19 protein-coding genes, 1 tRNA gene and 3 pseudogenes are annotated in these 26,265 nt (G+C 65.2%); 10 read left to right on the plus strand and 13 right to left on the minus strand.

All coding sequences use genetic code 11. The features are described from left to right. Positions 1-125: 125 nt before the first annotated feature. A pseudogene (locus FOA17_RS02185) lies at positions 126-287 on the plus strand (JAB domain-containing protein); the annotation flags it as partial. Here the strand turns inward: FOA17_RS02185 and FOA17_RS02190 are convergent. After that, positions 271-1,785, minus strand: a complete 1,515-nt coding sequence (locus FOA17_RS02190) for a phosphate ABC transporter substrate-binding/OmpA family protein (RefSeq protein ID WP_149139860.1) — start codon at positions 1,783-1,785, stop codon at positions 271-273. The pseudogene FOA17_RS02185 and the gene FOA17_RS02190 sit on opposite strands and share 17 nt — an antisense overlap. 13 nt (positions 1,786-1,798) lie before the next feature. Then, positions 1,799-2,812 carry a hypothetical protein gene (locus FOA17_RS02195; protein WP_149139861.1) on the minus strand — a complete coding sequence of 338 codons (1,014 nt, stop codon included), beginning with the start codon at positions 2,810-2,812 and terminating at the stop codon, positions 1,799-1,801. Between the two features lie 162 nt (positions 2,813-2,974). Between FOA17_RS02195 and FOA17_RS02200 the strand changes: the two genes are divergently transcribed. Continuing rightward, positions 2,975-3,277 (plus strand): hypothetical protein, encoded by a 303-nt coding sequence (locus FOA17_RS02200; RefSeq protein ID WP_149139862.1) that lies wholly within the window; start codon positions 2,975-2,977, stop codon positions 3,275-3,277. Positions 3,278-3,311: 34 nt separating this feature from the next. Here the strand turns inward: FOA17_RS02200 and secA are convergent, their stop codons facing one another. Then, positions 3,312-6,023 (minus strand): preprotein translocase subunit SecA, encoded by a 2,712-nt coding sequence (secA, locus tag FOA17_RS02205; protein ID WP_149139863.1) that lies wholly within the window; start codon positions 6,021-6,023, stop codon positions 3,312-3,314. Between the two features lie 196 nt (positions 6,024-6,219). Between secA and FOA17_RS02210 the strand changes: the two genes are divergently transcribed. The 4 genes from FOA17_RS02210 to FOA17_RS20275 all read left to right on the plus strand — a co-directional run bounded on the left by FOA17_RS02210 (position 6,220) and on the right by FOA17_RS20275 (position 9,191). Then, complete coding sequence (locus FOA17_RS02210) at positions 6,220-7,065, plus strand: peptidylprolyl isomerase (protein ID WP_149139864.1); 846 nt, start codon at positions 6,220-6,222, stop codon at positions 7,063-7,065. Positions 7,066-7,086: 21 nt separating this feature from the next. Then, positions 7,087-8,469, plus strand: coding sequence for a bifunctional glutamate N-acetyltransferase/amino-acid acetyltransferase ArgJ (gene argJ, locus FOA17_RS02215; RefSeq protein ID WP_149139865.1), 1,383 nt, complete (start codon positions 7,087-7,089; stop codon positions 8,467-8,469). Between the two features lie 82 nt (positions 8,470-8,551). Then, positions 8,552-8,950 carry an 8-oxo-dGTP diphosphatase MutT gene (gene mutT, locus FOA17_RS02220; protein ID WP_149139866.1) on the plus strand — a complete coding sequence of 133 codons (399 nt, stop codon included), beginning with the start codon at positions 8,552-8,554 and terminating at the stop codon, positions 8,948-8,950. 106 nt (positions 8,951-9,056) lie between these two features. Then, the gene (locus FOA17_RS20275; RefSeq protein ID WP_275259726.1) at positions 9,057-9,191 is read left to right on the plus strand and encodes a hypothetical protein; all 135 of its coding nucleotides are present in this window, start codon (positions 9,057-9,059) and stop codon (positions 9,189-9,191) included. Between the two features lie 78 nt (positions 9,192-9,269). Here FOA17_RS20275 and infB read toward each other — a convergent pair. The 7 genes and pseudogenes from infB to pip form a co-directional block, all read right to left on the minus strand. Further along, positions 9,270-11,378, minus strand: a pseudogene (gene infB / locus FOA17_RS02225) (translation initiation factor IF-2); the annotation flags it as partial. Positions 11,379-11,447: 69 nt separating this feature from the next. Then, positions 11,448-11,891 (minus strand): annotated as a pseudogene (locus FOA17_RS20395) (translation initiation factor IF-2 associated domain-containing protein); the annotation flags it as partial. Further along, a complete protein-coding gene (locus tag FOA17_RS02230; RefSeq protein WP_149139868.1) occupies positions 11,888-12,535 on the minus strand; it encodes an RNA-binding protein in 648 nt (215 codons plus the stop codon). The gene FOA17_RS02230 and the pseudogene FOA17_RS20395, both read right to left, overlap by 4 nt. A 16-nt stretch (positions 12,536-12,551) precedes the next feature. Continuing rightward, on the minus strand, positions 12,552-14,162 hold the full coding sequence (gene nusA, locus FOA17_RS02235) for a transcription termination factor NusA (protein WP_149139869.1): 1,611 nt from the start codon (positions 14,160-14,162) through the stop codon (positions 12,552-12,554). 29 nt (positions 14,163-14,191) lie between these two features. Then, complete coding sequence (gene rimP / locus FOA17_RS02240; RefSeq protein ID WP_149139870.1) at positions 14,192-14,803, minus strand: ribosome maturation factor RimP; 612 nt, start codon at positions 14,801-14,803, stop codon at positions 14,192-14,194. A gap of 147 nt (positions 14,804-14,950) precedes the next feature. After that, on the minus strand, positions 14,951-15,451 hold the full coding sequence (gene tspO / locus FOA17_RS02245; protein ID WP_238991701.1) for a tryptophan-rich sensory protein TspO: 501 nt from the start codon (positions 15,449-15,451) through the stop codon (positions 14,951-14,953). Next, positions 15,441-16,424 carry a prolyl aminopeptidase gene (gene pip, locus FOA17_RS02250; protein WP_149139871.1) on the minus strand — a complete coding sequence of 328 codons (984 nt, stop codon included), beginning with the start codon at positions 16,422-16,424 and terminating at the stop codon, positions 15,441-15,443. Before pip ends, tspO begins: the two co-directional genes overlap by 11 nt. Positions 16,425-16,472: 48 nt before the next feature. Here pip and ubiG point away from each other — a divergent pair, with 48 nt between their 5' ends. Beyond that, positions 16,473-17,210: a bifunctional 2-polyprenyl-6-hydroxyphenol methylase/3-demethylubiquinol 3-O-methyltransferase UbiG gene (gene ubiG, locus FOA17_RS02255; RefSeq protein WP_149139872.1), complete on the plus strand. Its 738-nt coding sequence runs from the start codon at positions 16,473-16,475 to the stop codon at positions 17,208-17,210. Further along, a complete protein-coding gene (locus tag FOA17_RS02260; protein WP_149139873.1) occupies positions 17,207-18,079 on the plus strand; it encodes an Lnb N-terminal periplasmic domain-containing protein in 873 nt (290 codons plus the stop codon). The genes ubiG and FOA17_RS02260 overlap by 4 nt, the downstream gene beginning before the upstream one ends. Before the next feature lie 14 nt (positions 18,080-18,093). Here the strand turns inward: FOA17_RS02260 and FOA17_RS02265 are convergent, their stop codons facing one another. Then, positions 18,094-20,190, minus strand: a complete 2,097-nt coding sequence (locus FOA17_RS02265) for an oxidoreductase (RefSeq protein ID WP_238991702.1) — start codon at positions 20,188-20,190, stop codon at positions 18,094-18,096. A gap of 29 nt (positions 20,191-20,219) precedes the next feature. Here FOA17_RS02265 and FOA17_RS02270 point away from each other — a divergent pair, with 29 nt between their 5' ends. Continuing rightward, positions 20,220-21,218: a GlxA family transcriptional regulator gene (locus FOA17_RS02270; RefSeq protein WP_162528147.1), complete on the plus strand. Its 999-nt coding sequence runs from the start codon at positions 20,220-20,222 to the stop codon at positions 21,216-21,218. Between the two features lie 67 nt (positions 21,219-21,285). After that, positions 21,286-21,375: transfer RNA gene (locus FOA17_RS02275), tRNA-Ser, on the plus strand. Between the two features lie 281 nt (positions 21,376-21,656). Here FOA17_RS02275 and FOA17_RS02280 read toward each other — a convergent pair. Further along, positions 21,657-22,952: a hypothetical protein gene (locus FOA17_RS02280; RefSeq protein ID WP_149139875.1), complete on the minus strand. Its 1,296-nt coding sequence runs from the start codon at positions 22,950-22,952 to the stop codon at positions 21,657-21,659. Between the two features lie 17 nt (positions 22,953-22,969). Beyond that, positions 22,970-25,933 carry a type I restriction endonuclease subunit R gene (locus FOA17_RS02285; RefSeq protein ID WP_149139876.1) on the minus strand — a complete coding sequence of 988 codons (2,964 nt, stop codon included), beginning with the start codon at positions 25,931-25,933 and terminating at the stop codon, positions 22,970-22,972. Positions 25,934-26,265: the final 332 nt, after the last annotated feature.

Here is a 26,265-nt window from a genome sequence, read left to right on the forward strand (position 1 = left end):
TGGAAAATGGCAGGTGCGGTCATGTTGCACGGCGAGCACCGTTATGTGTCCGACTTCGGTCCACAAGCCATTGAAAGACCAACCCATCTTGACGGTAGGAGACATAAGAAAACGGGGCACAAAAGGTGCATAACCACCCCTCGGGCGATCCGACACCATCGGAGGCCGATATCGCGATGACCATGCAGATCCGCGATGCCGCCGAGGTGCTGGGCATCGTGCTGCATGACCATCTGATCATCGGCAAGGCGCGGGAGCTGAGCTTTCGGTCTAGCGGTTATCTGTAGCGGCAAGGGGGCGCAGCCAGACCTCGACCCGCCGATTGGCGCGGCGGCCGGCGGCGGTGGTGTCGCAGGCCATGGGCAGGGCCTCGCCAAAGGCCATGATCCGGGGCTGCGGCGTGCCCTCGGGCAGGTCGGGCATCGCGTCGGACAGGCCGGTGGCCACGGCAATGGCGCGGCTTTCCGACAGATCCATATTGGCGCCGGCACTGCCCGACCCGTCGGAAAAGCCCGCCAGGATCACCTCATTGCCTCGGAAGCCATCCACCGCCAGCAACTGGGCCAGCACCTTCAGATTCTCGCGCGAGCGGGCATCGAGCGTCATGGAGCCGTCCTCGAAGCGGAAGGTCAGCGACGACCGGCTGGCGTCGCGCATCACATCGGCAAGGCGCTGGAGTTGATCGAGCGGCACATCCGGCCCGGCGCCCTTGATCGCGTTCAGCAGGCGCAACCCGTCGGCCGTCATCGGCACGGTTTCCGGCGCGCGGTCGATATAGCCGGCGGCGGCGACGGCGCCCTGGGCCGCGGGGTGATCGAGGAAATCGAGGAATTCGCGCGCGAACAACGGCAAGCGGCGGCGCGGGGTCAGCAGATAGACCGGCAGGGTCAGCGGGTAATCCTCGGCCTTGACCGAGGCGCGGTCCGGCAGCAGCGGAAAGCCGCAACTGTCGGTCAGCGGCAGCACCCGCGCGGTGCCCTGTGCCGCCTGGCCGGTGATCGCCAGCGACCAGGGATCGCGCGCCACGGCGGCGGACAGCTCAGCCGGGCTGGCATGGCGCTGCACCGCGGCCACGTCGCGGCCCAGCCGCGCCGTCAGCGCCTCTTGCAAGGAACTGTCGCCCGAAAGCGCGTGCAGCGCGATCGGCATGTCGGGGCCGCCCAGTTCCTTCCAGTTGCGAATCTTGCCGGCCAACGCGGCGGCCAGATCGGGCGTGGCGATGCGCGGATGGGTATTGTCGCGCGCGACGATGGGGATCATCGCATCCAGCGCCATGGCCCGCGCGCCAAAGCCCTTGTCGGCGGTCAGCGTCACCGCCAGATCGGCCTGCCCCCGCAGCAGCGCATCGCGCGCGGCCTCGGGCGGGGCCGGGGCAAAGGTGATGCTGGCAAGGGTCTGCGCGCTGTTCGGATCGGTCAGTTCGGTGCGAAAACCTGCGCCCTCGGCCTCGGTGCGGATGGTCAGGCCCCGGGTCCGGGCATAGGCGTCGAACAGGCCCGGCAGCAGGCGGTTGCCCGGCTCGGCCGCGCCGGTGATGCGCAGGATGGCCAGGGTCGCGGTCAGGTCAGGGCAGCCCGGCCCGTCGCAGATCACCCCCTCGCCATCGACAGTCAGGGGGCCATAGCGGCTGTCCACACGGTAGAATTCGCCATCGAAGCCCAGCAGGATGCCCTCGACCGACAGCGCGCCGTCGCGCGAGGTCAGCGTCACATCCTGCGCGCCCGCGCCTGTTGCGCAAAACGAGAGCGCGGCGAAGATCGCCGCGCACCAAAATTTCAAACCCATCTTGGCCTGCCAGTTACCTGGCGGCGAGTTTCATCTCCGGCATCAGGTTTTTCAAGACCAGAATGTCGCCTAGGGCGTCACATTCGGGCATGGCCAGCGTCAGCTCCGACACGGTGACCTTGCCGCCCTCGGCGGTGAGGGTCTCGCCCAGCAATTCGCGCCCGCAGGTTTCGGCGGTGACAGCGGCCTCGACCAGCACTTCGGCATCGCCCCTGGCCGGGAAGGTATAGACCTCGGCCAGCATCGGCAGATCGACATCGGCGGTGCCGAGCAGCGTGACAAAGCCGCCCGCGGCCGGAATGCCCGGTGCCGGGGTATGCGGGGTGAGCGCCGAGACATGGCCGGGCTGGCCGTAATCGGCGCCCCCCTCAAAGGCCTGAAGCTGGAACGCATCGCGCTCAAGCCATTGCACCGCAAAGCGGCGCAGGGCGGCGGCTTCGGGCATGTCCACGCTGGAGGCGATCTTTTCGCCATCGGGGAAGGTCAGTTCCAGCCGGGCAGCGGTTTCCAGCGCCGGCAGGCTCAGGAACAGCGACCCCGAGCCCGAGGTCCGGGCCGTGACGGCAAGGCCCGCATGTTTCACCACCACCCGCTGATCCGGGCGGCAGGGGGCGGAAAGGGTGATGCCGATCATGGCATTGGTATCGGACAGCAGATCGAGCGTCATCGGGCAGGCCTCGGCGCTGGCCGTTGCAGCGGTCGCCGGCGCGGGGGGCCGGGGGGCCATCGGCGCAGCGTCGGGCGCGGCCATCGGCAGGGTGGGGTCGGCCTTGGCCTCTTGCGGCATCGGCATCTTGGGCGCCAGCGGCATGAGGCTGGAGGCCATGGCGGGCGCCACATCCTCGGCGCCGGCGGCGACCTGTTGCACGTTCTGCGGCGCGGGCAGTGCCTCATCCGGCAGGGCGGCGGTCTGGTCGGCGGCGGGCAGCGGCGCGGGCTTGGCCGAGCGGCTCTGCACCAGATGCCCGGCGCCAAGGCCAACGGCCAGAAGCGAGACGGCAAGGGCAAGGCGACGTTGCATTTTCATGGCGAAACTCCACGCGATTTCCGCAAGATCTAGCCGCCGAATGGGGCTGATCCGTGGCGAAAGCAAGGAATGTTTCCATCTTCGCGCCTGCCAGTTTCCGGCTGGACGCGCGGCGTGACAGGGATCAGACTTTGCCCAGTCATTCGTTCAAGGAACATTTCCATGCGCCTGCCCGTTCTGATCGGTCTGACCGTTCTGTTGCCCGCCATCGCCGCCGCGCAGACCACGCCCGAGAAATGCGCGACCCTCGCCCCCGGCATGCAGAATGCCACCGGCGGGGTCGCGACCATGGTGCGGGCGATGTCGATGCTGAACTACGACGCGCTGAGCCGGGGTTTCAGCGGTGCCGAGGCCGAGCATTTCCGCAAGCTGGGCGAACGGCAGGCGGAATTGCTGCCGCTGTTGCAGGATTACCTGACCGAACTGGATGCGGCGACGCAGGCGATGCTGGCCTGCGCCGGCTGAGCGCGCAGCAAAACGGGGGCCGAAGCCCCCGCCTTCAGACCAGCCGCCCGTGGCAATGCTTGAACTTTTCGCCCGAGCCGCAGGGACAGGGATCGTTGCGGTTGGGGTTGCCCCAAGTGGCGGGGTCGGCCGCGTCAAAGCCCGCGGCGGCGACATGCTCCACCGCCTCATGGCTGCCCGCGGCGGCGGCTTCGTCGGCGGCCTGTTGGGCGGCCTGTTGCTGGGCCAGATACTGTTCCATCATCTGCTGCTGTTCCTCGGCCGAAACCGGGCGGATCAGCGACAGTTTCTGCGTCACGTCCAGCCGCAGCCCGTTCAGCATGCTTTCGAACAGGGCAAAGGCCTCGGTCTTGTATTCCGACAGCGGATCGCGCTGCGCATAGCCGCGGAAGCCCACGACCGAACGCAGATGTTCCAGCCGCAGCAGATGTTCGCGCCATTTGCCGTCGATCGTCTGCAACAGAAGCTGTTTTTCGATGGAGCGCATGGTCTCAGGCCCGAAGGCCTCCAGCTTGGCGGCCATCAGCTCGTCGCTGGCTTCCTCCAGCCGGGTGCGGATGGCATCCTGATCGACGCCTTCTTCCTTGGCCCAGTCGATCACCGGCACATCCAGACCCAGCTTTTCCAGCGCGGCTGCATAGAGGCCGGGCGTGTTCCACTGTTCGGGATAGGTGCGGGCGGGCAGGAATTCCTCGACCAGATCGTCGATGACCTGATAGCGCATGTCCTGCGCGATTTCCGACAGATCCTCGGCCTGCATGATTTCCAGACGCTGACTGAAGATCGCCTTGCGCTGGTCGTTCATCACATCGTCGAATTTCAGCAACTGCTTGCGGATATCGAAGTTGCGCCCCTCGACCTTGGCCTGCGCGCGTTCGAGCGACTTGTTGACCCAGGGGTGAACGATGGCCTCGCCTTCCTTCATGCCCAGCTTGGACAGCACGCTGTCCAGCCGTTCGGACCCGAAGATGCGCATCAGATCGTCTTCCAGCGACAGGAAGAACGACGACCGGCCCGGGTCGCCCTGACGGCCGGAGCGGCCGCGCAGCTGATTGTCGATGCGGCGGCTTTCATGACGTTCGGTGCCCAGCACGAACAGCCCGCCCGCCTCCAGCACGCGCTGCTTTTCGGCGGCATGTTCCGCCTCGATCCGGGCGCGAACCTCATCTGGGTGCAGATGCGGATCGGCGGTGATCGCCTCCAGCACCTTCATTTCCACATTGCCGCCCAGCTGGATGTCGGTGCCACGACCGGCCATGTTGGTGGCGATGGTCACCGCGCCAAAGCGGCCGGCATCGGCGACGATCTGCGCCTCCTGTTCATGCTGGCGGGCGTTGAGCACGTTATGCACGATGCCCTCGGCCTTGAGCATGTCCGACAGCATTTCGGACTTTTCGATGGAGGTGGTGCCCACCAGCATCGGCTGGCCCTTTTCATGCGCCAGCTTGATCTCTTTCACGATGCCCGCGTATTTCTCGCGCGCGGTGCGATAGACCTGATCGTGTTCGTCCTTGCGCTGCACCGGGCGGTTGGTCGGCACCTCGACCACGCCCAGCTTGTAGATCTCCATGAACTCCTCGGCCTCGGTCAGCGCGGTGCCGGTCATGCCCGACAGCGTCTTGTAGAGACGGAAGTAGTTCTGGAAGGTCACGCTGGCCAGTGTCACGTTCTCGGGCTGGATCTGCACGCCTTCCTTGGCCTCGATCGCCTGATGCAGCCCGTCCGACAGGCGGCGCCCGCGCATCATGCGTCCGGTGAATTCGTCGATCAGCATCACCTCGCCATCGCGGACGATATAGTTCTGGTCGCGGTGGAACAGCTTGTGCGCGCGGAGCGCCTGATTGAGGTGATGCACCAGCGTGGTGCTTTCGGGGTCATAGAGCGTCTGGTCATCGGGCAGCAGGCCCAACTGGCGCAGGCGCATTTCGGCGAATTCGTTGCCGTCCTCGGTAAAGGTGGCGTTGCGGGTCTTTTCGTCCAGCTTGAAATGCTCGGGCAGGATCTCCGGCATCAGGGCATCGACCTGAAGATAAAGGTCGCTGCGATCCTGGCTCGGCCCGGAAATGATCAGCGGCGTCCGCGCCTCGTCGATCAGGATCGAATCCACCTCGTCCACGATGGCAAAGAAATGCCCGCGCTGGTTCATTTCCTCGATGCTGCCCTTCATGTTGTCGCGCAGGTAATCGAAGCCCAGTTCGTTATTGGTGGCATAGGTCACGTCGCAGCGATAGGCGGCGTGCTTTTCCTCTTCGGGCTGGTAGGGATAGACCACCCCGCAGGTCAGGCCCAGCTGGGCATGCACCTTGCCCATCCATTCCGCGTCGCGCTTGGCCAGGTAATCGTTCACCGTCACCACATGCACGCCCTTGCCCGCCAGCGCGTTCAGATAGGCGGGAAAGGTCGCCATCAGGGTCTTGCCCTCGCCGGTCTTCATCTCGGCAATATTGCCCTGATGCAGAAAGATGCCGGCCTTGAGCTGCACATCGAAGGCCCGCAGGCCAAGCGCCCGGCGCGCGCCTTCGCGGCAATTGGCAAAGGCCTCGGGCAGGATGCTGTCCAGGCTTTCGCCCTTGACCTGCACCCGCTCCTGCAATTCGCGGGTCTTGGCGATCAGCCCTTCATCCGTCAGGGCCTGGAACTGCGGCTCCAGCGCGTTGATCTTCGCGACCAGAGGCCGCACCGATTTCACCTTGCGGTCGTTCGGCGTGCCGAACACCTTTTTCGCAAGCGTTCCGAGACCAAGCATGTTTTCTCCGCTGTCCCATTTGACAAGATCGTGCGAGGGCTTGAGGCGTCTGGCCCTTGCCCGCCTCACCCAGCTTTCATAGAAGAACCCGGAAAGGCGCGAAGGAGCCCCCGCTCGCGCGACCTTCGCGATGTAAGGGGGCCTGACGGCCAAGTCAACGCGGCGCATGGAATGCGCCCATCAGGAGACGGTGATCATGGCGAAAAAGACGACATTGCTGGGTGCTTTCATGCTGTCGGTGGCCCTGGCGGGTGCGGCTGCGGCCGAAACGCCCACCGCCGACACCGTGGTCGCCACGGTCAACGGTGCCCCGGTGACGCTGGGCCAGATGATCGCCACCCGCGCCAGCCTGCCGCCGCAATATCAGCAATTGCCCGATGACGTGCTGTTCAAGGGCATCCTCGACCAGCTGGTGCAGCAGACCGCCCTGATGCAGGAGGCCGAGCCGAAGCTGACCCCCGCGCAGAAGGTGCAGCTGGAAAACGACCAGCGCTCTGCCATCTCGGCCTTCGCGCTGGAGGCGGTGGTGAAGGCCGCCGTGACCGATGAGGCGCTTCAGGCCGCCTATGACGCGAAATACAAGGATTTCAAGCCGGGCACCGAATATCACGCGGCGCATATCCTCGTGGACAGCGAGGAAAAGGCCAATGACATCAAGAAACAGATCGAAGGCGGCGTCGAATTCGCCGATGCGGCCAAGACCCATGGCACCGACGGCACCGCCGCCTCGGGTGGGGATCTGGGCTGGTTCGGCCCGGGCATGATGGTCAAACCCTTTGAAGAGGCCGTGGTGGCGATGAAGGCGGGCGATCTGAACGGCCCCGTCAAGACCGATTTCGGCTGGCATCTGATCAAGCTGATCGAAACCCGCGACCAGTCGAAACCCACGCTCGACGATGTGCGCGACGAACTGGCGGGCGAGATCGAACAGAAGGCCGTGATCGACCATGTGGAGGCCCTGACCAAGGCCGCCAAGATCGAAAAGCCCGGCGAAGGGATTGACCCCGCCGTGCTCAAGGATGAAACCCTTCTGAGCAAGTAAACCCCGCGGGAGGGCGATGCGATGGCGAAGACCGACTGGAAAGCCGAAGCCAAGGCGCTGAAGAAGAAGCTGAAGAAAAAGGTCGAGGCACTTTCGACCGAGCTCGACTCCCTGCGCGGCGCCGCGGTCGAGGTCGCAAGCGACGCCATCGCCGCGGTGAAAAAGGCCGCCAAGCCGGTCTCGCCGCTGGCGCCGGCGGCCTTTCCCGACCTGCCGGTGATCAAGGGGGCCTCCTTTGCCGCCATCGGCGCCGGGATCAAGTATCAGAACCGCCGCGACGTGATGCTGGTCAGCCTCTGCCCCGGCACCGCCATGGCCGGGGTCTTCACCCGCTCCTCCACCCGCTCGGGCTGCGTGCGCGACTGCCAGGAGAAACTGGCGATGAAGGTGCCGGCCAATGCCGGCGCCGCCATCGTGGTGAATTCGGGCAATTCCAACGCCTTCACCGGCAAGATCGGCGACAAGGCGGTGGCCGAGGTGACCGGCGCCGCCGCCGCAGCACTTGGCATTCCCGCCAGCCGGGTCTTTTCCTCCTCGACCGGGGTCATCGGCGAACCCCTGCCCTATGAAAAGATCACTGCCGTGATGCCTGCCCTGGTCGCCGATCTGGGCGAGGCCGGCATCCAGATGGCCGCCGAGGCCATCATGACCACCGACACCTTCCCCAAGGGCGCCGCCGCGGTGATCGAGGGCGAGGGCGGCCCGATCCACATCTCGGGCATCGCCAAGGGCTCGGGGATGATCGCGCCCGACATGGCGACGATGCTGGCCTATATCTTCACCGACGCCAAGATCGCGCCGGCCAAGCTGCAAACCCTGCTCGCCCGCAACACGGATGAAACCTTCAACTCCATCACCGTGGACAGCGACACCTCCACCTCCGACACGCTGCTGATCGCGGCCACCGGCCAGAGTGCCGCGGCCGAGGTGAAGACCGGCCCGGTGCTGAAGGCGTTCGAAGCCGCACTGCGGGGGGTCATGCTCGACCTGGCGCAGCAGGTGGTGCGCGACGGCGAGGGGGCGACGAAATTCGTGGAAATCCGCGTGACGGGCGCCGCCTCACCCGAAGACGCGCTGCGCGTCGGCAAGGCCATCGCCGACAGCCCGCTGGTCAAGACCGCCGTCGCCGGCGAGGATCCGAACTGGGGCCGCATCGTCGCCGCCATCGGCAAATCCGGCGCCGAGGCTGATCGCGACCGTCTGCGCATCAGCTTCGGCGACATTCTGGTGGCCGAAAAGGGCTGGCGCGCGCCCTCCTATACCGAAGAAGACGGCGCCGCATACATGAAGCAGCCCAATCTCGTGATCGGTGTCGATCTCGGCCTCGGCCGGGCCAAACGCACGATCTGGACCTGCGACCTGACCAGCCGCTACATCGAGATCAACGCGGATTACCGCTCCTGATTTCATCTGTTCACAAATATCCCACAGGGGGTCCGGGGGACGTGAAGTCCCCCGGCGCCAGCCAAAAGCGGAACGCCAGCCCATGAAACTCCTCCTCGTCGCCGCCGTGGCGCTGATCGACGCCGATGGGCGCGTCCTGCTGGCGCAGCGGCCCGAAGGCAAATCGCTGGCCGGTCTGTGGGAATTTCCCGGCGGCAAGGTCGAACCCGGCGAAACGCCCGAGGCCTGCCTGATCCGCGAATTGCACGAGGAACTGGGCATCGACACCTGGAAAAGCTGCCTCGCCCCCCTCACCTTTGCCAGCCACAGCTATGAAGATTTCCATTTGCTGATGCCGCTTTTCGCCTGCCGCCGCTGGGAAGGTATCCCCACCGGGCGCGAGGGGCAGCGAATCGCCTGGGTGCGGCCGAACGCGCTGCGCGACTATCCGATGCCCCCGGCGGATATTCCGCTGATCCCGATCCTGCGCGACTGGCTGTGATGCCCGGATTCGGGGCAATTGTTCCCCGATCTGCCACAATTTCGTTATTCCTTTTTTAACTGTGTCAGGCATAGTCTGATCATGGTTGCATGATGGGGGGGGATACATGCTGCGCACCATTACCATTGGTTCCTGCGTCTCGGTTCAGGGGCTGGTCGTCGGCCAGACGCCTGAAGGCAAGCTCGTGATCCGGGTCGATGACAAGACTTTTGTCGGCTTTCCGGCCAGCGGCCGCGCCTGACAGCGCCCTGCCAGGCGGGAATACGAAAAAGGCCGGGCATTGCCCGGCCTTCTGCATTTCCACCGTCGATCCGCCGGATCAGTCGAGCTTGCGCTCGACCTCCTCGCGTTCGAAGATCTCGATGACATCGCCTGCGCGGATATCCTCATAGCGCTCAAAGGCCATGCCGCATTCCTGACCGGACTGCACTTCCTTGACCTCGTCCTTGAAGCGCTTGAGGGTCTTGAGCGTGCCTTCGTGGATGACCACGTTGTCGCGCAGCAGGCGCACGCCGGCCGAACGCCGCGCCACGCCCTCGGTGACCAGACAGCCCGCGACATTGCCGACGCCGGTGATGCGGAAGACCTCCTGGATCTTCGCATAGCCGATGAAGTTTTCGCGCACTTCGGCCTTGAGAAGCCCCGAGGCCGCCGCCTTGATGTCGTCGATCAGGTCGTAAATGATCGAGTAATAGCGGATCTCGACGCCTTTTTGCTGCGCGGAATTGCGCGCGGTCGCATTGGCACGGACGTTGAAGCCGATGATCGGGGCGCGGCTGGCTTCGGCCAGACCCACATCCGAATCGGTGATGGCGCCGACACCGTAATGCAGCACGCGCACGCGGACCTCGTCGTTGCCGACCTTTTCCAGCGCCTGCACGATCGCCTCGGCCGAACCCTGCACATCGGCCTTCACCAGCACCGGCAGTTCCGACACATCGGCATCGGCCTTGGCCTTGGCCATCAGCTGTTCCAGTGTGGTGGCGGCACCGGCGGCGGCGCGTTTGTCCTTGGCGGCCTGTTCACGGTAATCCGCGATCTCGCGCGCCTGCGCCTCGGTCGAAACCACGTTCAGCACGTCGCCGGCCTCGGGCGTGCCGTTCAGGCCCAGAACCTCGACCGGAACCGACGGGCCGGCCTCGGTGACTGTCTCGCCCTTGTCGTTGATCAGCGCGCGGACCTTGCCCCACTTCTCGCCCACGACGAAGATATCGCCGCGCTTGAGCGTCCCGTTCTGCACCAGAACGGTCGCGACCGGACCACGGCCGACATCCAGCTTGGCCTCGATCACGGCGCCCATGGCGGGACGGTTCGGGTTGGCCTTCAGTTCCAGGATCTCGGCTTGCAGCGCAATGGCTTCCAGCAGCTCGGGCAGGCCCTTGCCGGTCTTGGCCGAAACCTCGACATCCTGCACCTCACCCGACATCTGCTCCACCACGACTTCGTGTTGCAGCAGATCGGTGCGCACCTTTTGCGGGTTCGCATCGGGCTTGTCGCATTTGTTGATCGCCACGATCATCGGCACATTGGCGGCCTTGGCGTGGTTGATCGCCTCGATCGTCTGCGGCATCACCGCGTCATCGGCGGCAACGACCAGCACCACGATATCCGTGACCTGCGCGCCGCGGGCGCGCATGCTGGTAAAGGCCGCGTGGCCGGGCGTATCGAGGAACGACACCAGCGCGCCGCCGGGCGTGCGCACCTGATAGGCGCCGATATGCTGGGTGATGCCCCCAGCCTCGCCCGAGACGACATTGGCGTTGCGGATCGCATCCAGCAGCGAGGTCTTGCCGTGATCGACGTGACCCATGATGGTGACGATCGGCGGGCGCGATTGCAGGTCTTCGGCCTTGTCCTCGACAGTGTCGATGACCTGTTCCACATCGGCATCCGACACGCGGACGGCGCGGTGGCCGAAATCCTCGATGATGATCTCGGCGGTGTCGGCGTCGATGGTCTGGTTCATGTTGACCATCATGCCCATCTTCATGAGCGCCTTGACCACATCGGCCGCGCGTTCCGCCATACGGTTGGCCAGTTCGCTGACCACAATGGTTTCCGGCAACTGCACGTCGCGGGCCTGCTTTTCGGCCTTCTGGCCAAAGCCCATGGCCTTGTTGCGGGCCTTTTCCTGCTTGCGCTTCATGGACGCGAGCGAGCGGGTCCGCCCGCCCTCGCCATCCAGCGCGGCGTTCAGGGTCAGCTTGCCGGCGCGGCGGCCGTCTTCGCCCTTGGCCTTGGCGTTGCGGTCACGCTCGCGCTCCTCGCGCTCACGATCGACCTTGCGCTGCACGGGGGTCGCGGGCGCGGCGCCGCCGGTCTTGGCGGCGGCAGTGCGGTCTTCCTCGGCCGGGGCGGCAGCGGCATCGCGCGGCTTGGCGGCGGGCTTCGCGGCCTCGGCGGCGGCGCGGGCCTCCTCCTGCTCACGCTGAACCTGCGCGCGCGACTTGGTGCCCAGGATATCGGCCTTGCGCTGCGCGGCAGCGGCCACCTTGGCCTCGGCCTCGGCGCGGGCCTGGCGTTCCTCTTCCTCGATCTTGGCACGGATCGCGGCTTCGCGTTCGCGATCCTCGCGTTCCCTGGCCTCGATCTCCTCGCGGCGGCGCTGACGCTCTTCCTCGCGCTGACGTTCCTCGTCGGCGCGGCGGGCGGCATCCTCGGCCTCGCGGGCCTTGGCAGCCTTGAGGGCCGCCAGACGGCGTTCCATCTCGGCATCCGAGATCCCGGCGGGACGCTTGGACGGATCGCCCAGATGCGGCGCGCCACCGGCGCCGGCAGCCGCACCCGGGGCACCGGGCTTCGGCACCACGACGCGCTTGCGCTTGGTCTCCACCACCACCGTATTGGTGCGGCCGTGGCTGAAGCTCTGCTTCACCTGCCCCGGGCGTTTGCCCGCGCCACCACCAAGCCCGAGGGGTTTTTTACCGTCCGTATCGCTCATACCGTCTTCGTATCCTCTCCGGCGGTCTCGCCGCCGTCATGCTGGCCAGCGACTCCACCCCGGAGCCCTGCCAGCCTTGCCGCTTCCTCTACAACACGGTCGCTGAGTCCACCAGCCGCAAGCGCGCCGTGTATGGCACTTTCGCGGCCAAATGCCAAACCGATTTCCTGACCGGTCAGGCAGTCGATGAACAGCCCCGTCTTCGCGGGCGGGCGGAGCTTGGTCTTGCCCCGTTCCGACCCGTCGCTGGCCTGGATCAGCACCGTTGCCGTGCCATCCACAAGCCAGCCCTTCACCTTCTCATAGCCGGTGACCGCGAGGCCCGCCTTGCGGGCGAGGCTCAGCAGTTCCACCACCCGGCGCGCCAGCATCCCCTCGATCAGGTCTGCCAGCTCGGCGGGCGGCGTCACCCTTGTCCGCGCGGCGCGGGAAAACAGCCCCTTTGCCGCCGCGCGATCCAGCGCCGCGCGCGTGGATGTCACCCAGAACCCCCGGCCCGGCAGGCGCCCCAACAGATCGGGCACCACCGTTCCGTCCGGCCCGGCGACAAAGCGGATCAGCCCGGCCTTCGGCCCGACCTCGCCCGAAACGATGCATTTACGTTCCGGGCCTTCGCTTTCGTCCTTGCGACCACCGCGCGTCATCGGGGATGTCCGAGGCTCAGGCCTCGGCCTCCTCGTCGTCGCCTTCTTCCGTCTCGGCGGCGGCCAGCTCGGTCGGGTCCACCCAGCCCAGCATGACGCGCGCCGTCATCACCATGTTCTGCGCCTCTTCCAGAGAGACGTCGAACTTTTCCAGAATGCCTTCGTCCTTCTTGCGCTGGCCATTCTCGGTGGTCCAGCCGCCGGCCAGTTCCCAGTCGGCGCAGGTGGCAAAGTCTTCCAGCGTCTTGATGCCGTCGCGGGCCAGCGCCTCGATCATCTGGGGCGTCAGCCCTTCAAAGTTGAACAGGCTTTCATCGACGCCCAGTTCGCGCGCGGCCTCGATGGCCTTGCGGTTCTGTTCCTCGATATAGTCGCGGGCGCGGGCTTGCAGTTCCTCGGCGGTGCCTTCGTCGAAACCGTCGATGGACAGCAGTTCGTCCTGATCGACATAGGCCACTTCTTCCAGATTGGTGAAGCCTTCCGCCACCAGAAGTTGGGCCATCATCTCGTCGATATCAAGGGTATCCATGAAGAGTTTGGTGCGCTCGGCGAATTCGGCCTGGCGACGCGCCGATTCCTCGGCCTCGGTCATGATGTCGATATCCAGCGCGGTCAGTTGCGAGGCCAGACGCACGTTCTGCCCGCGGCGGCCGATGGCCAGCGAAAGCTGTTCATCCGGCACCACGACCTCGATCTTGCCGGCCTCCTCGTCGAACACGACCTTGCTGACCTCGGCGGGTTGCAGCGCGTTCACGAGGAAGGTGGCGGTGTCGCCGTTCCACGGAATGATGTCGATCTTTTCGCCCTGAAGCTCGTTCACCACGGCCTGCACGCGGCTGCCGCGCATGCCGACGCAGGCGCCGACCGGGTCGATCGAGTTGTCATAGCTGATCACGGCGATCTTGGCGCGCGAGCCCGGGTCACGGGCCACGGCCTTGATCTCGATGATGCCGTCATAGATTTCCGGCACTTCCATCTTGAACAGTTCGGCCATGAACTGCGGGTCGGTGCGCGACAGGAAGACCTGCGGGCCGCGGGTCTCGCGGCGCACATCCTTGACATAGCAGCGGATGCGGTCGTTCGGGCGATAGCTTTCGCGGCCGATCTTCTCGTTCCGGCGCAGGATGCCTTCGCCCCGGCCGATATCCACGATCAGGTTGCCATATTCCTCGCGCTTGACCACGCCGTTGATGATGGTGCCCTTGCGATCCTTGAATTCGTCATACTGACGGTCACGCTCGGCCTCGCGCACCTTTTGCAGGATGACCTGCTTGGCGCTTTGCGCGGCGATACGGCCCAGATCGACCGGCGGCACCTCGTCGATGACCTCGTCGCCGATCTGCGGATCGGCGAGATAGGATTTGGCCTGCTTCACGGTCAGCTGCGCGTGATGATTCTCGAATTCCTCATCGGCGACCACGGTGCGCACGCGGGCAAAGGTGGCGCGGCCGGTCTTGCGGTCGATCTTGACGCGGATGTCAAGCTCGGCCCCGTAGCGCGACTTGGCGGCGCGGGCGAGGGATTCCTCCATCGCCTGAATCACCAGATCCGGGTCGATCATCTTTTCGCGCGCCACCGCCTCGGCGGTTTGCAGCAGCTCCAACTGGTTCGCAGACGTAATCGCCATGATGTCCTCTTGGCCCTGTCAGGTATCGGTCAGTGTTTGGTCGCGGGGGTTTCGAGGTCTTCGTCCTCGTCCCCTTCGGATTCTTCGATCTCGTCGAACTTCGATTCGTCGATGACGCCGGCCTCCTTGCGTTGGCGCAGCACCTCGGCGATCAGCTCATCGGTCAGCAGCAGCTTGGCATCCGACAGCCAGTCGAATTGCAGCCCGATGGTCAGCGTCTCGCCGCCTTCCTCGATCTCGATCAGCACCTCGTCGCCCTCGGTGCCCTGCAACAGGCCCTTGAAGCGGCGGCGGCCGTCGATCAGCTCGGTCGTTTCCAGCCGCGCCTCGTAATCGACCCACATGTCGAAATCCTTGAGCCGGGTCAGCGGGCGGTCGATGCCGGGCGAGGACACTTCCAGAACGTAATTGTCCTCGATCGGGTCTTCCACATCCAGCACGGCGGAAACCGCGGTGGAGACGGTGGCGCATTCGTCCACCTCGATCCCGCCATCGGGGCGGTCCACCATGATTTGCAGGATGCGCGTCTTGCCGCCCATCAGACGGATGCGCACAAGCTCGAATCCCAGCCCCTCGATGACGGGGCCGACGATATCGGCGAGTCGCCGGTCGATGGCGGTCTTGGCGATGAGATCGGTCATGCCTTGGTTCCAAAAACAAAAAACGGGCGCGAGCGGCCCGTTTGCATCTTTCGATGGGCTTCCGGTTTGGACCCGCAAGCGCCGCTGTTGATGGGCATATAGCGAAGTCCCCCCGCGATTGCAAGCAAAAGCGCGGGGCGGGGCGGATCAACCGCCCGCGCCGGCCCCCGCCCCGGGATTGTCGCGCCAGACCCGCCAGTTCAGCGGCGCGGCCAAGGCCAGCCAGGCCGCATAGGGCAGGATCATCAAGAAGGCCCAGCCATCCAGCGGCCAGAAGGTCCAGAGCATGCCCAGAACCGCGAGGCACAGCGCGGCCATGACCAGCACCGAAAGCCCCATGCGCCGCGCGCCGAAGAACGTGGGCGTCCAGAGCGTATTCAGCGCGATCTGCAAGGCCCAGAACCCCATGGCCTGCGCATTGCCCGCCAGCGGCGCGACCCGCGTGGCCGCAAGGCTCGACAGCACATAGATCGTGGTCCAGGCCAGCGGGAACATCCAGTTCTTCGGGCGCCAGTCGGGCTTGACCAGCCCCTCATACCAATCGCCGGGCTTGAACATCCAGCCGGTCAGCCCGGCCGCGAGGCTCGCCCCCATGAACAGCGCGAACAGGGACCAGTCAAAGGTCGCCATCGCCATCTCAGCCCCCATGCAACACCTCCCGCAGGTCGTTCATCGCCTGTACAAGCGCCGAGGAAATCCCCGGTTCCGACAGCGCATGACCGGCCAGCCCCACCATGCGCAAGCTGCACCCCGGCCAGCCCTGCGACAGCCGCCAGGCGCCCGAAGGCGGGCAGATCATGTCGAACCGCCCCTGCACAATCAACGCGGGCAGATGTTCGATCCGGTGCCGCTCGCGCAGGATCCAGCCATCGCCATCCAGAAAACAGCCATGGCGGAAATAGTGATTCTCCAGCCGCGCAAAGGCGCGGGCATAGTCCGACGGGCTTTCATAATAGGCGCCGTCGGCATGCACCGAGGCCAGCGCGTTTTCCCATTGCGCCCAAAGCCGGGCAAAGCGCATCTCCTCGGGCAGGTGGCCGCTGAACAGGCGCCGGTGATAGGCGGCGATCAGGTCGCCGCGTTCCGCCTCGGGGATGGGTTGCACGAAGCGCGCCCAGAGATCGGGATAGAACGCCCCTGCCCCGCCGCCATAGAACCAGTCCAGTTCCGCCTGCGTGCCCAGAAACACCCCACGCAGCACCAGCTGGCGCACCCGCTCCGGGTGGGTGATCGCATAGGTCAGCGCCAGCGTCGCGCCCCAGCTGCCGCCGAACAGCACGAAACGGTCGATCCCCAGCAGGTCGCGGATCACCTCGATATCGGCGACCAGATCCCAGGTGGTATTGGCCGTCACGCTGGCCGTGGGCCGCGACCGGCCGCAGCCGCGCTGGTCGAACAGCACCACGCGATAGGTTTCGGGGTCGAAATAGCGCCGCATCGCCGGGCTGCACCCGCCCCCCGGCCCGCCATGCAGCACCAGAACCGGCACGCCATCGGGGCGGCCGCATTGCTCCATATAGATGCGATGGCCGTCGCCCATGTCGATCTGCCGCTGGTCGAAGGGCTCGACCTGCGGGTAAAGAGTGGCACCTGCGCTTTTTTGGCCTGATCTGTGATCCATGGACATACTATATAACGACGCGGAACCATTCTGCCACGGGAGACCACGATGACCACCACGATTGACGCCGCCGAAGTGGCCAAGTTCGAGGCGATGGCGGCGGAATGGTGGGATCCGGCCGGCAAGTTCAAGCCGCTGCACGAGATGAACCCCTGCCGGCTGGATTATATCACCCGCCAGATCGCCGCCGAATTCGCCCGCGACCTGACACAGCCGCGCCCCTTTGCGGGCCTGCGCCTGCTGGATATCGGCTGCGGCGGCGGGCTGTTGTCGGAACCCATGGCGCGGCTGGGCGCCGAGGTGCTGGGCGCCGACGCCGCCGAGCGCAACATCCCCGTGGCGCGCCTTCATGCCGAACAATCGGGCCTTGCCATCGACTATCGCAACACCACCGCCGAAGCGCTGGCCGAAGCGGGCGAACGCTTTGACGTGGTGCTGAACATGGAGGTGGTGGAACATGTCGCCGATCCGCTGGCCTATCTGACCGCCTGTCAGCATCTGCTGAAACCGGGCGGGCTGATGATCTGTTCCACCCTGAACCGCAACGCCAAGAGCTTTGGCATGGCGATCGTCGGCGCGGAATGGATCATGCGCTGGCTGCCCAAGGGCACGCATGACTGGCGCAAGTTCATCACCCCGGACGAACTGGAGGATCTGATCCGCCGCGCCGGCCTCGATCCGGTCGATCGCAAGGGGATGGTGTTCAACCCGCTGTCCTGGAGCTGGAGCCTGTCGGACCGCGATCTTTCGGTGAATTACGTCACCGCCAGCGTGAAACGGGCGTGATCTTCTGGCCGCTTCTGATCGGGCTGGGCCTGTTGGGGGGCACCGCGCTCTGGGTGCATTTCGGCTGGCGCGGCGCGGCGGGGCTGGGCTTGGCGCTGGCCGGCTGCATCGGGATATGGGCGGTAACCGATCACGGCCTTGCGCCGCTGTTCGCGTGCCTCGCGGCGGTCGCGCTGTGGTATCTGACCCTGCGCCCCCGGCTGGATCGCGACTGGGCGCCCGATGTCGCGCGCATCGTCACCGGCGAGGTGACGGGCACGCAGGTCGCGCTGCATGACCTGCGCGCCTTTCGCTGGACCAGCACCACCGAGGCCAGCCCGCACTGGATCGACATGACGGTCGATCTGGATCAGCTTTGCGGCGCCGACATGATCACCTCGGTCTGGGGCAACCCCAAGATCGCGCATCTGCTGGTCAGCTTTGCCTTCACCACCGGGCAGCGCGTGGTGTTCTCGGTCGAGATCCGTCGCGAACGGGGCGAGGAGTTTTCGTCGATCGGCGGGTTTTTCCGCCAGTTCGAGCTGGCGCTGATCGGCGCGACCGAAGACGATATCGTCGCCCTGCGCACCGATCACCGGCACGAGGACGTGCGCCGCTATGCGCTGCTGTTGCCGCCCGCGCAATTGCGGCCGGTGTTTCTGGCCTATCTGGCGCTTGGCAACCGGCTGGCGCGGCGGGCCCGGTTCTACAATACCGTAACCGCCAATTGCACGACCGTCGTCTGGCATCTGGTGCGCGCCATCGACCCGCGCTTTGGCTGGCATCGCAGCCTGCTGCTGTCGGGACTGCTGCCCGAATGGCTGCACGGCAAGGGGCTGATCGGGCCGCCCGAACCGGCCCGCCTGCCCCCCGCCGATCCGCCCGCCTGACAGGCCGGTCGGGGTCAGATCGACTGCCCTGCCACCCGCCCCTCCAGAATGGCCGCCACCGCGAGGCGCGGCGCCAGCGCATCGCCGATCACCGTGACATCGCGCCCCGGCGCCACGCACTCCATCCCGTCGGCCAGGGTGGTATCGGCGACATTGGTCGTGGCCAGCACCAGCGCATCGGCGGCGACCGTCTCCTCGGCGCCATCCAGCAGATGCCGCAGCCGGGCGCCCGCCTCGCCCCAGGACAGCACCGCCGCCTCGGTGATCCAGCGGCCACCGGCCTTGCGCAGCCGGGCGCGGGCGCGCATGTCGCCTTCGGTCCGGCGCAGGAACTGACCCAGCACGGGAAAGGCGGTGACCACCGTCACCTCATGCCCGCGATCCGCCAGTTCCAGCGCGGTGCCCATGGCACGCCAGTCGCCGGTATCATCGACAAGCAGCACCCGCCGCCCGAGGCGCGCGCTGCGGGTCATCACATCCTCGACCGACCAGACATCGGGCCGATCGACACCCGGCAGGCGATCCTGTTCGGGCAGGGCGCGCTGAAACCCGCTGCCGGCGGGCTGCGATCCGGTCGCCAGGATCACCCGGTCGGCGGGAAAGGCCGCGACCTCCTCGGCCTCCAGCGGGGTATTGAGCAGCACCGAAACCCCCAGCCGCGCCAGTTGCCGTTCATACCAGCCGATCAGGTCAAGGATCTGCCCGCGCCGGGGCTGCAAGCCCGCCAGCCGGAACTGCCCGCCCAGTTGCGGTGCGGCCTCGGCCAGGGTGACCGTATGGCCGCGCTCCGCCGCGACGCGGGCGGCCTCCAACCCCGCCGGGCCACCGCCCACCACCAGCACCCGTTGCGGCAGGGCGGCGGGGGCAAAGCGGTCGCCCCCCCATTCCCACTCGCGCCCTGCCGAGGGGTTGACGAGGCACGAGATCCAGTAATCGCGCGACCGCCGCCCCCAGCACATCTGGTTGCAACTGATGCAGCCGCGCACATCGTCCGCCGCCCCCGCCGCCACCTTGGCCACCCAATGCGGATCGGCGATCTGCCCGCGCACGATGCTGACAAGATCGGCCTGCCCCGAGGATATGACCTCATGCGCATTCTCGGGCGTGCGCAGATGGCTTTCCGCCTGCACGCGCATATGTTTGCAGACCGCCTTCAGCGCCTCGGCATAGGGGGCGCCCAGCTTGTCGCCCAAAAGGAAGGTGGGCATGATCGCGGAATGGTCGAAATAACTGCCGGTGCCGCAGGTGATGTAATCGACCAGCGCCCGTTCATCATGCCAGACCGCGATTTCCTGCAACAGTTCGGTCGTCATGCCGACTTTGACCGACAGATCGACGCTCCCTGCCAGCCCGATGATGAAATCCTCGCCCACGGCCTTGCGGATGCGGCTGGCGATCTCGGTCGAAAAGCGCATGCGATTGGCGAAACTGCCGCCCCAGCGATCGTCGCGGCGGTTCGACCAGGGCAGCCAGAACTGTTCGATCAGCGAATTGTAGGGGCCGAACAGCTCCACCCCGTCAAAGCCGCTGGCCTGCGCCCGCACCGCCGCCTGGACGAAACCGGCGATCACCTCCTCGATCTGCGCCTCGGTCATGCGGTGGCTGCCATCGCCATCGTGATAGGATGGCAGGCCCGAGGGGGACCAGTTGGCAGTAAAGGACAGGTCGTAATCGCCGTGCTGCCCCACATGATACAGCTGATGGATCATCACGGCGCCTTCGGCCTTGCAGGCCTCGGTGATGCGGCGAAAACCGTCGATCACCGCATCGTCGCCATGGCGGAAATTGCCCCGGGTCAGGCGGGCCGTGGCATGAACCGGCATCGGTTCCACCACGATCATCGCAGCACCCCCGCGTGCGCGTTCCAGATAATAGCCCAGATGGCGCGCGCCCGGCAGGCCCTCCTCAGACATGTTGGCGGTATGCGCGCCAAAGGTGACGCGGTTGCGCAGCGTCTTGTGGCGCAGGGTCAGCGGCTCCAGCAGCTTTGGATAGGGGGCGTTCTTCAACATGGGCAGCACCGCGATCTGTGGCCCGGTCGGCCGGGCGTCCTGGCCCGCATAATCTGCCGCAGGCGCGGGGCCGTCTTGCAGATTTGATCCGTTTTTCATTACATATGATACAGAAGGAGCGCCGTCTGATGGATCACCCGCCCCTGCCCACGCAGCCCGGCACGCCCTTTCTGCGCGTGGCGCTGCTGCTTTGTGCCGATTTCACGCTCACCCCGATGGCAAGTTTTGTCGATGCGCTGCGCCTGGCCGCGGATCGGCGCGATGACAGCCGGCAGATCGGCTTTCAGTGGGATTTCATCGCCGCCACCGATCAGCCGCTGCGGTCCAGCTGCGGGTTGCCCGTCGCCGCGACCGCCGGCCCCGAGCGGCTGGAGGATCACGATTGCATCGTGGTCTGCGGCGGCCTGTTGCGCAGCCTGCCCGCGCTGCGCCCCGACGTTCCCGATGCGCTGCGCCGTGCCGCCGCCCGCGGCGCCACGCTGGTCGGGCTTTGCACTGGCAGTTTCGTTCTGGCAGGCGCCGGGCTGCTCGACGGTCGGCGCTGCGCCACGCATTTTCACACATTGGCCGATTTCCTGCTGCGGTTTCCCGGGGTCGAAGCCGTCTCGGACGAGAATTTCATCATCGACGGCCCGGTCATCACCTGCCCCGGCAGCATTGTCGCGATCGAGGTCGCCGCCCATCTGATTGCCACCCACAGCGACTGCGCCCGGGCCTGGAAAGCCCGCAATTTCCTGCTGTTTCGCCCCGAGGAAACCCGGATCGCCCTGAAGGCCCGCCCCTATGAAGACAGCCTGCGCAGCGCAGCGCCCCTGACCCAGGAGGCCGTGCGGCGGATGGAAACCCGGCTCGACGCCCCCTGCCCGATCGGCACGCTGGCGGCCGAACTGAACTGCACCCGCGCCCGCCTGACCCGCGCCTTCCGCCAGGATCTCGGCCAGCCCCCGGCCGAGTTCTGGCGCATGATCCGCCTGCATGCCGCAAGCGAGATGCTGCAAGGCCAGCGGCGCAGCATCACCGAGATCGCCTATGACCTGGGCTTTGCCGACGCCGCGCATTTCTGCACCGCCTTCCGCAAACAGTACGGTCGCAGTCCCGGCAGCTTCCAACGCCAATGCACCCGCTGACCGCTCACTTCCCCAACCGCGTTATTTCCCCTTGTCTGTCCGCATCACGGGACATATACGGATCGGCGGAGACGTGGCCGAGTGGTCGAAGGCACACCCCTGCTAAGGGTGCAGACGGGGAACCGTCTCGAGGGTTCGAATCCCTTCGTCTCCGCCACTTGCCCCCGCGAAAGCGTTCTCCCGATCCGGCTGCGGCCAGATTTTTCCGTTGTTTTCGGGGGTTATGCAGGAGAGGCTGAGCACTGGCGCCGGCGCCAGGAGGCCCGGAAGTGGTCTCTCGGGGTCGATATTCTCCGGACCTGTTGCCTGCACCAATTCAGTGAAGTTTTGACAAACACTTGATAACGCTTCGTTTTATCAGGCGTCCCGCTGAACACTTCGATTTCAGGGGCGCATCCCCGGAAGGAACAGAGATCGAACTTCACTTCGGGGTTGTTCTCACCGATTTGGCAGCAGTTCTCCCTGCTCGGGCGCGGCTTCTCCTGACGAGAACAGCGAGTCAATGATAGCTTTTGGCACGCGGCGACGCTCCATGATGGAGCGCAACCGACTGAGAAATCGAGGATCCTCGACGTTCGACGGGGAGACGTTCTTTTCAACAAGACGGACGGAGGGTGGCTCAAACGCAAGCATCGTCTCGAACACCTCATTGGCCCGGTTCGCTAGTTCCAGTTTTAGGCTGTCTTCGTCAGGCTCATTCCCCCACCGCGTCATGTAGTCGGGCGGAGCCTCCGTCCATCTTGGAAGGAACTCAGCAACGAAACTTTGTTGAAAGGCGGCACGATGAGAGTCCAGCGCAGCGCGGACTTTGTCATGATATCGTCCGACGACCGTCAGGAAGGCCTGGACTGCTGCATCAAAGTCCTTGCGATCTTCACGCAAGATCACACGGCCAAAATTATCGATCTGAAAGGTGTAGATGTCTTCAATTCGCTTGCGTTCCTTGCGTAGCCAGGCGTCGTCGACGAGTGCCGTCTTGGCGTCTTTGCCGTCGCCTATCGTGACTTCCACCGCTCCAACTGCAGCCATCGGCGCCCGCAGTCGACTTGATATCTGAGCTTGGAGGTTCGCATCGCTTACGGTGCTGAAGTCCTCCGGAAGTGGAACCTGCTTTCGGCTAAGCGCGAAGCCCGTGATCTCGAACTCAACGTAGACCACGCGCGAAGAGAATACCTGCAAGCGCCTGGTGATATCGAACTTGGCAGGTGGGTTGCGTTCAAGGTCGGCCTGCATTGCCTCAACTTTGGCGGGATCCAACGCTGCATTCCCAATCTCGCCGGAAGGGGACTCGTCGTTCGCATGCGCGCCAGAGGCGCGGACGAGCTTTTCAGTTGAGGCACCGCGGAGAACGATCGCGTTCGGATTTTCTGCTGTGTCGGAACCTGCTTCGATGTTTTTTGAGACCGGCGCAAACACCATCGTGTCGTCATCCGAAATGATCACCCCGATGCGAACACCGGGCTGCACCCGGAGATCGAGCAAGTTCCTTGAAGCGGCATCGCGGATAACCTCCAGCGCTTCGCGCTCTCCGAAGCCGAGGCGATAGACCTCGGCATCGGCGTCAACAATTACGCGTATGTCGAGATGCTCCAGCTCGTCGAGCCGTGCGGCAAGCGCATCGGCGACGGCACGAGACAATGCAGGGGCAATGACGACCAGACGCCTCTTGGCGCTCTCGATCAGTGAGATGACGGCAGCGTCTGTGGCTACGGTAAAGGTTCGGTCTTCATCCATTAACGGCCATCCTCAGCTTAGTAATATTCGCGAATGTAGCCGTATGCCTTCTCGAACAGCTCGGCGTCCTGATGCAGCTTGTAGCGGAAGAGGGTCTGGCGAAGCGCCTTTTTGACCTCGCGTTCACCCGCGTGCGTGGCCTGCCAGCCATCGAAACGGACCGCACGCACGATCTCGTCGATATCGTCCACAACCCGCTTGACCATCACCGGCGTGTCGCCGTTCCGGGCTTCCTCGAACAACTCGGTCAACGCCGCCTTGCCACGGTCGATGTCCTCTTCTTCCGGCGTCTCGCGTTCGGTCTTCACCACGTCTTTCGCCAGCGCCAGAAGCTCCTTCAGGAAGTCGATCGACAGCAGGAGACCCTGCTGATGCCGGTTCTTCAGGTCCTCCAGGCGCTCGCCTAGCGCCTTGAACTTCGGATTTCCCGCATGCTTCCGAAGGCGGCCCGCCAGCTTGACCGAGATTTCCTTGGCCTTCTTTTCCGGGTCAGGGTTGCCGAGGACCGCTTCGAGCAGTTCGGCATCCAGAACCAGCGTATCGAGATCATCCCGCACCGCGTCGACATGGACGTTCTCGTGGATCAGCTCGATGGTCTTGGCGCCCAGCCGATGCCAAAGCAGGCGCCCTGTGCCACTGGAGGGCTTCAGCGACTCGTAGACCTGCGCCAGCCAGCGATAATCGGTCTCGTACTGCGTCAGCACCGGATCGGGCGACAGGGCCTCCCAGATCCGCGCGAGCACGCTGAAGTCGGCCGCAAAGGCGTCGCGAAGGTCGTTGTTCGGGATACATTCCTGCGCGGCGATCAGGCCCTCGTAGCCAGTCAGGCTGCGGTCTACGCCCGCGAAATAGGCGAGGCACTTCTGCAGGGCGGTCGGCAGGGCGTTGATCAACTCGGCGATGTTCGACACCGCCTTTTGCACGCCCTCCTCGTCGAATTTCAGCGCCTGCGCCACGTCGTCGAAGATGCCGAGGTAGTCGACGATCAGGCCATGCGTCTTCTGCTCGCCATAGGGACGGTTCGTCCGGCATATCGCCTGCAAGAGCGTGTGGTCGCGCAGCGGTTTGTCCAGATACATCGTCTGCAGGATCGGCGCATCAAAGCCGGTCAGCAGCTTTGACGTCACGATGATGATCTTCAGCGGGTCCTTCGGGTCGCGGAACCGGTCGAGCAGCTTCTCCTCGGCATCGCGGTCGCGCTTGAACGCCGCATATTCCGGCTCGCCGCTGTTGACCGAGATCACCACGTCCGAAACCTCGGGCGGCAGGTGGCGGTCGAGTTCCTGCTTGTAGAGCAGACAACTCTCACGGTCGAAGGTCACCACCTGCGCGCCAAAGCCGTTCGGGGCGACCTTCTCCTGGAAGTGCTTGGCGATGTCGCCGCAAATCGCGCGGATGCGTTCGGGCGCCTTGACCAGGATCGACATCTTGGCCGCCGCCTTGCCCAGCCGATCCCGGTCCTCGTCGGTCAGACCCTGCGTCAGCTCAGCGTAGGCCTCCTCGATGGCCTTCTGGTCGATGTGCAGGTCCACCAGCCGCGGCTCGAAATGCAGTTCCTTTGTCGCCCCGTCGCGGATCGAGTCGTTCAGGCCGTAGCGGCTCATGTAGCCGCCTTCGTCGGTGTCGGCGCCGAAGGCGTAGAAGGTGTTCTTGTCGGCGCGGTTGATCGGCGTGCCGGTCAGGCCGAACAGGAACGCGTTCGGCAGCGCGTCGCGCATCTTGCGGCCCAGATCGCCTTCCTGCGTGCGGTGCGCCTCGTCGACCAGCACGATGATGTTGTCGCGGTCGTTCAGCACGCCGTCAGCCTCGGCGAACTTGTGGATCGTGGTGATCACCACCTTACGCGCATCCTTGCCCAGCAGATCGGCCAGCTCTTTCCGGCTTTCCGTGCGCACCATGTTGGCCATGTCGGCGGCATAGAAGGTGCCCGAGATCTGGCTGTCGAGATCGATCCGGTCCACCACGATCAGCACCGTGGGGTTCTTCAGCGCCGGGTGCAGCCGCAGCTTGCGCGCGGCGAACAGCATCAGCAGCGATTTGCCCGAGCCCTGGAAATGCCAGATCAGCCCCTTTCGCGGCTGGCCCGCCACGACCCGCGCGACGATCTTGTTGACGCCGTCCACCTGCTGATAGCGGGCGATGATCTTGATGCGGTGCTTGCCCTTTTGCGTGGCGAAAGCGGTGAAGCTGTCGAGCATGTCGAGCACCATCGCCGGGCGCAGCATCGAGGTGGCGGCCTTTTCCACCTCGCCCAGCGATTGCTTGCCGTCGCCGTCGCGCCAAGGGCCCCACAGATCGACCGGCATCCGGATCGAGCCGTAGCGGAACTCCTTGCCCTCGGTCGCCACCGAAAAGACGTTCGGCACGAACAGTTCCGGCACGTTCTTCTCGTAATCGTCATGGACCTGGATGGCGGCGTCGAGCCAGCTTTGGCTGGACCGTACCGGCGTCTTGGCCTCGATCAGCACCAGCGGAATGCCGTTGACCAGCAGCACCAGATCGGCGCGCTTTTCGGTCTTGCCTGCGCGGATGGTGAACTGCTGGGTGACGACGAAGCTGTTCTTCTCGATCTCGTCGAAGTCGATCAGGCGGATGGTGACGTGTTCGCCATTTGCGCCGAAGGGCATCGAGCGTTCGCCCAGCAGCCACGCGGCAAATTCCTCGTTCGCCTTCACCAGCCCATCCGACCGCGCGCCCATGACGATGGCGCGCAGGCGGTAGAGCACGTCATCGGCCCGGCCGGGGTTGGCGGCGATGTCGGGGTTCAGGCGGATCAGGGCGTCGCGGAGGTGGGGCTCCACCAGCACCTCTTGCGGCTGGCGGGGAAGGTCGGCGGGGGCGACGTAATGCCAGCCGAGGCCCGCAATCTTGCCGCCCGTGCGGGCGAGGCCGATGGAGAGTTGCGCCGGGCGGGCCGAGGCCGCGCCCGCGAGAAGGTCCCGCAGATGGGCTTCGACGGTGTTGGCTTCGTTAAATGTCATCCGACGAGACCCCACTCAGAATAGACTTCTTCATGCCAAAGAGTCTTGCTGAACGATCGGCACAGTCAGCAACGGTCTGTTTCACGCCAGTTGCGGCAGAAACATAATTGCTCTGATGCGTTACTGGCGGCAAGTCGAACAAGAACTGATCGAGTTGCTCACGATTCATCTTAGGCATTCCAGTTCTCATGGAGCATGAGATAGCTGTTTGATCCCGGATGATCACATTTCCCCTCGGCGATCTGCACTCTTCATGGCAAGATCGGTGCTGAGGGGCATTCGGGACGGGGCACGGTCATGCTGATCCATCTTCACAGCCAAGCGACGACGAC

It is taken from the genome of Gemmobacter caeruleus (genome assembly GCF_008271655.1).
GTDB lineage: Bacteria > Pseudomonadota > Alphaproteobacteria > Rhodobacterales > Rhodobacteraceae > Gemmobacter > Gemmobacter caeruleus.

What these genes read in the sequence shown, in the direction of transcription:
- FOA17_RS02230 (WP_149139868.1), bottom strand. Translation starts at nt 12,535, where the DNA reads ATGACGCGCGGTGGTCGCAAGGACGAAAGCGAAGGCCCGGAACGTAAA.
- argJ (WP_149139865.1), top strand. Translation starts at nt 7,087, where the DNA reads ATGGCGAAGACCGACTGGAAAGCCGAAGCCAAGGCGCTGAAGAAGAAG.
- FOA17_RS02280 (WP_149139875.1), bottom strand. Translation starts at nt 22,952, where the DNA reads ATGGATGAAGACCGAACCTTTACCGTAGCCACAGACGCTGCCGTCATC.
- FOA17_RS02270 (WP_162528147.1), top strand. Translation starts at nt 20,220, where the DNA reads ATGGATCACCCGCCCCTGCCCACGCAGCCCGGCACGCCCTTTCTGCGC.
- mutT (WP_149139866.1), top strand. Translation starts at nt 8,552, where the DNA reads ATGAAACTCCTCCTCGTCGCCGCCGTGGCGCTGATCGACGCCGATGGG.
- FOA17_RS02190 (WP_149139860.1), bottom strand. Translation starts at nt 1,785, where the DNA reads ATGGGTTTGAAATTTTGGTGCGCGGCGATCTTCGCCGCGCTCTCGTTT.
- nusA (WP_149139869.1), bottom strand. Translation starts at nt 14,162, where the DNA reads ATGGCGATTACGTCTGCGAACCAGTTGGAGCTGCTGCAAACCGCCGAG.
- FOA17_RS02200 (WP_149139862.1), top strand. Translation starts at nt 2,975, where the DNA reads ATGCGCCTGCCCGTTCTGATCGGTCTGACCGTTCTGTTGCCCGCCATC.
- tspO (WP_238991701.1), bottom strand. Translation starts at nt 15,451, where the DNA reads ATGGGGGCTGAGATGGCGATGGCGACCTTTGACTGGTCCCTGTTCGCG.
- FOA17_RS02210 (WP_149139864.1), top strand. Translation starts at nt 6,220, where the DNA reads ATGGCGAAAAAGACGACATTGCTGGGTGCTTTCATGCTGTCGGTGGCC.
- FOA17_RS02195 (WP_149139861.1), bottom strand. Translation starts at nt 2,812, where the DNA reads ATGAAAATGCAACGTCGCCTTGCCCTTGCCGTCTCGCTTCTGGCCGTT.
- secA (WP_149139863.1), bottom strand. Translation starts at nt 6,023, where the DNA reads ATGCTTGGTCTCGGAACGCTTGCGAAAAAGGTGTTCGGCACGCCGAAC.
- FOA17_RS02265 (WP_238991702.1), bottom strand. Translation starts at nt 20,190, where the DNA reads ATGAAAAACGGATCAAATCTGCAAGACGGCCCCGCGCCTGCGGCAGAT.
- rimP (WP_149139870.1), bottom strand. Translation starts at nt 14,803, where the DNA reads ATGACCGATCTCATCGCCAAGACCGCCATCGACCGGCGACTCGCCGAT.
- FOA17_RS02285 (WP_149139876.1), bottom strand. Translation starts at nt 25,933, where the DNA reads ATGACATTTAACGAAGCCAACACCGTCGAAGCCCATCTGCGGGACCTT.
- pip (WP_149139871.1), bottom strand. Translation starts at nt 16,424, where the DNA reads ATGGATCACAGATCAGGCCAAAAAAGCGCAGGTGCCACTCTTTACCCG.
- FOA17_RS20275 (WP_275259726.1), top strand. Translation starts at nt 9,057, where the DNA reads ATGCTGCGCACCATTACCATTGGTTCCTGCGTCTCGGTTCAGGGGCTG.
- ubiG (WP_149139872.1), top strand. Translation starts at nt 16,473, where the DNA reads ATGACCACCACGATTGACGCCGCCGAAGTGGCCAAGTTCGAGGCGATG.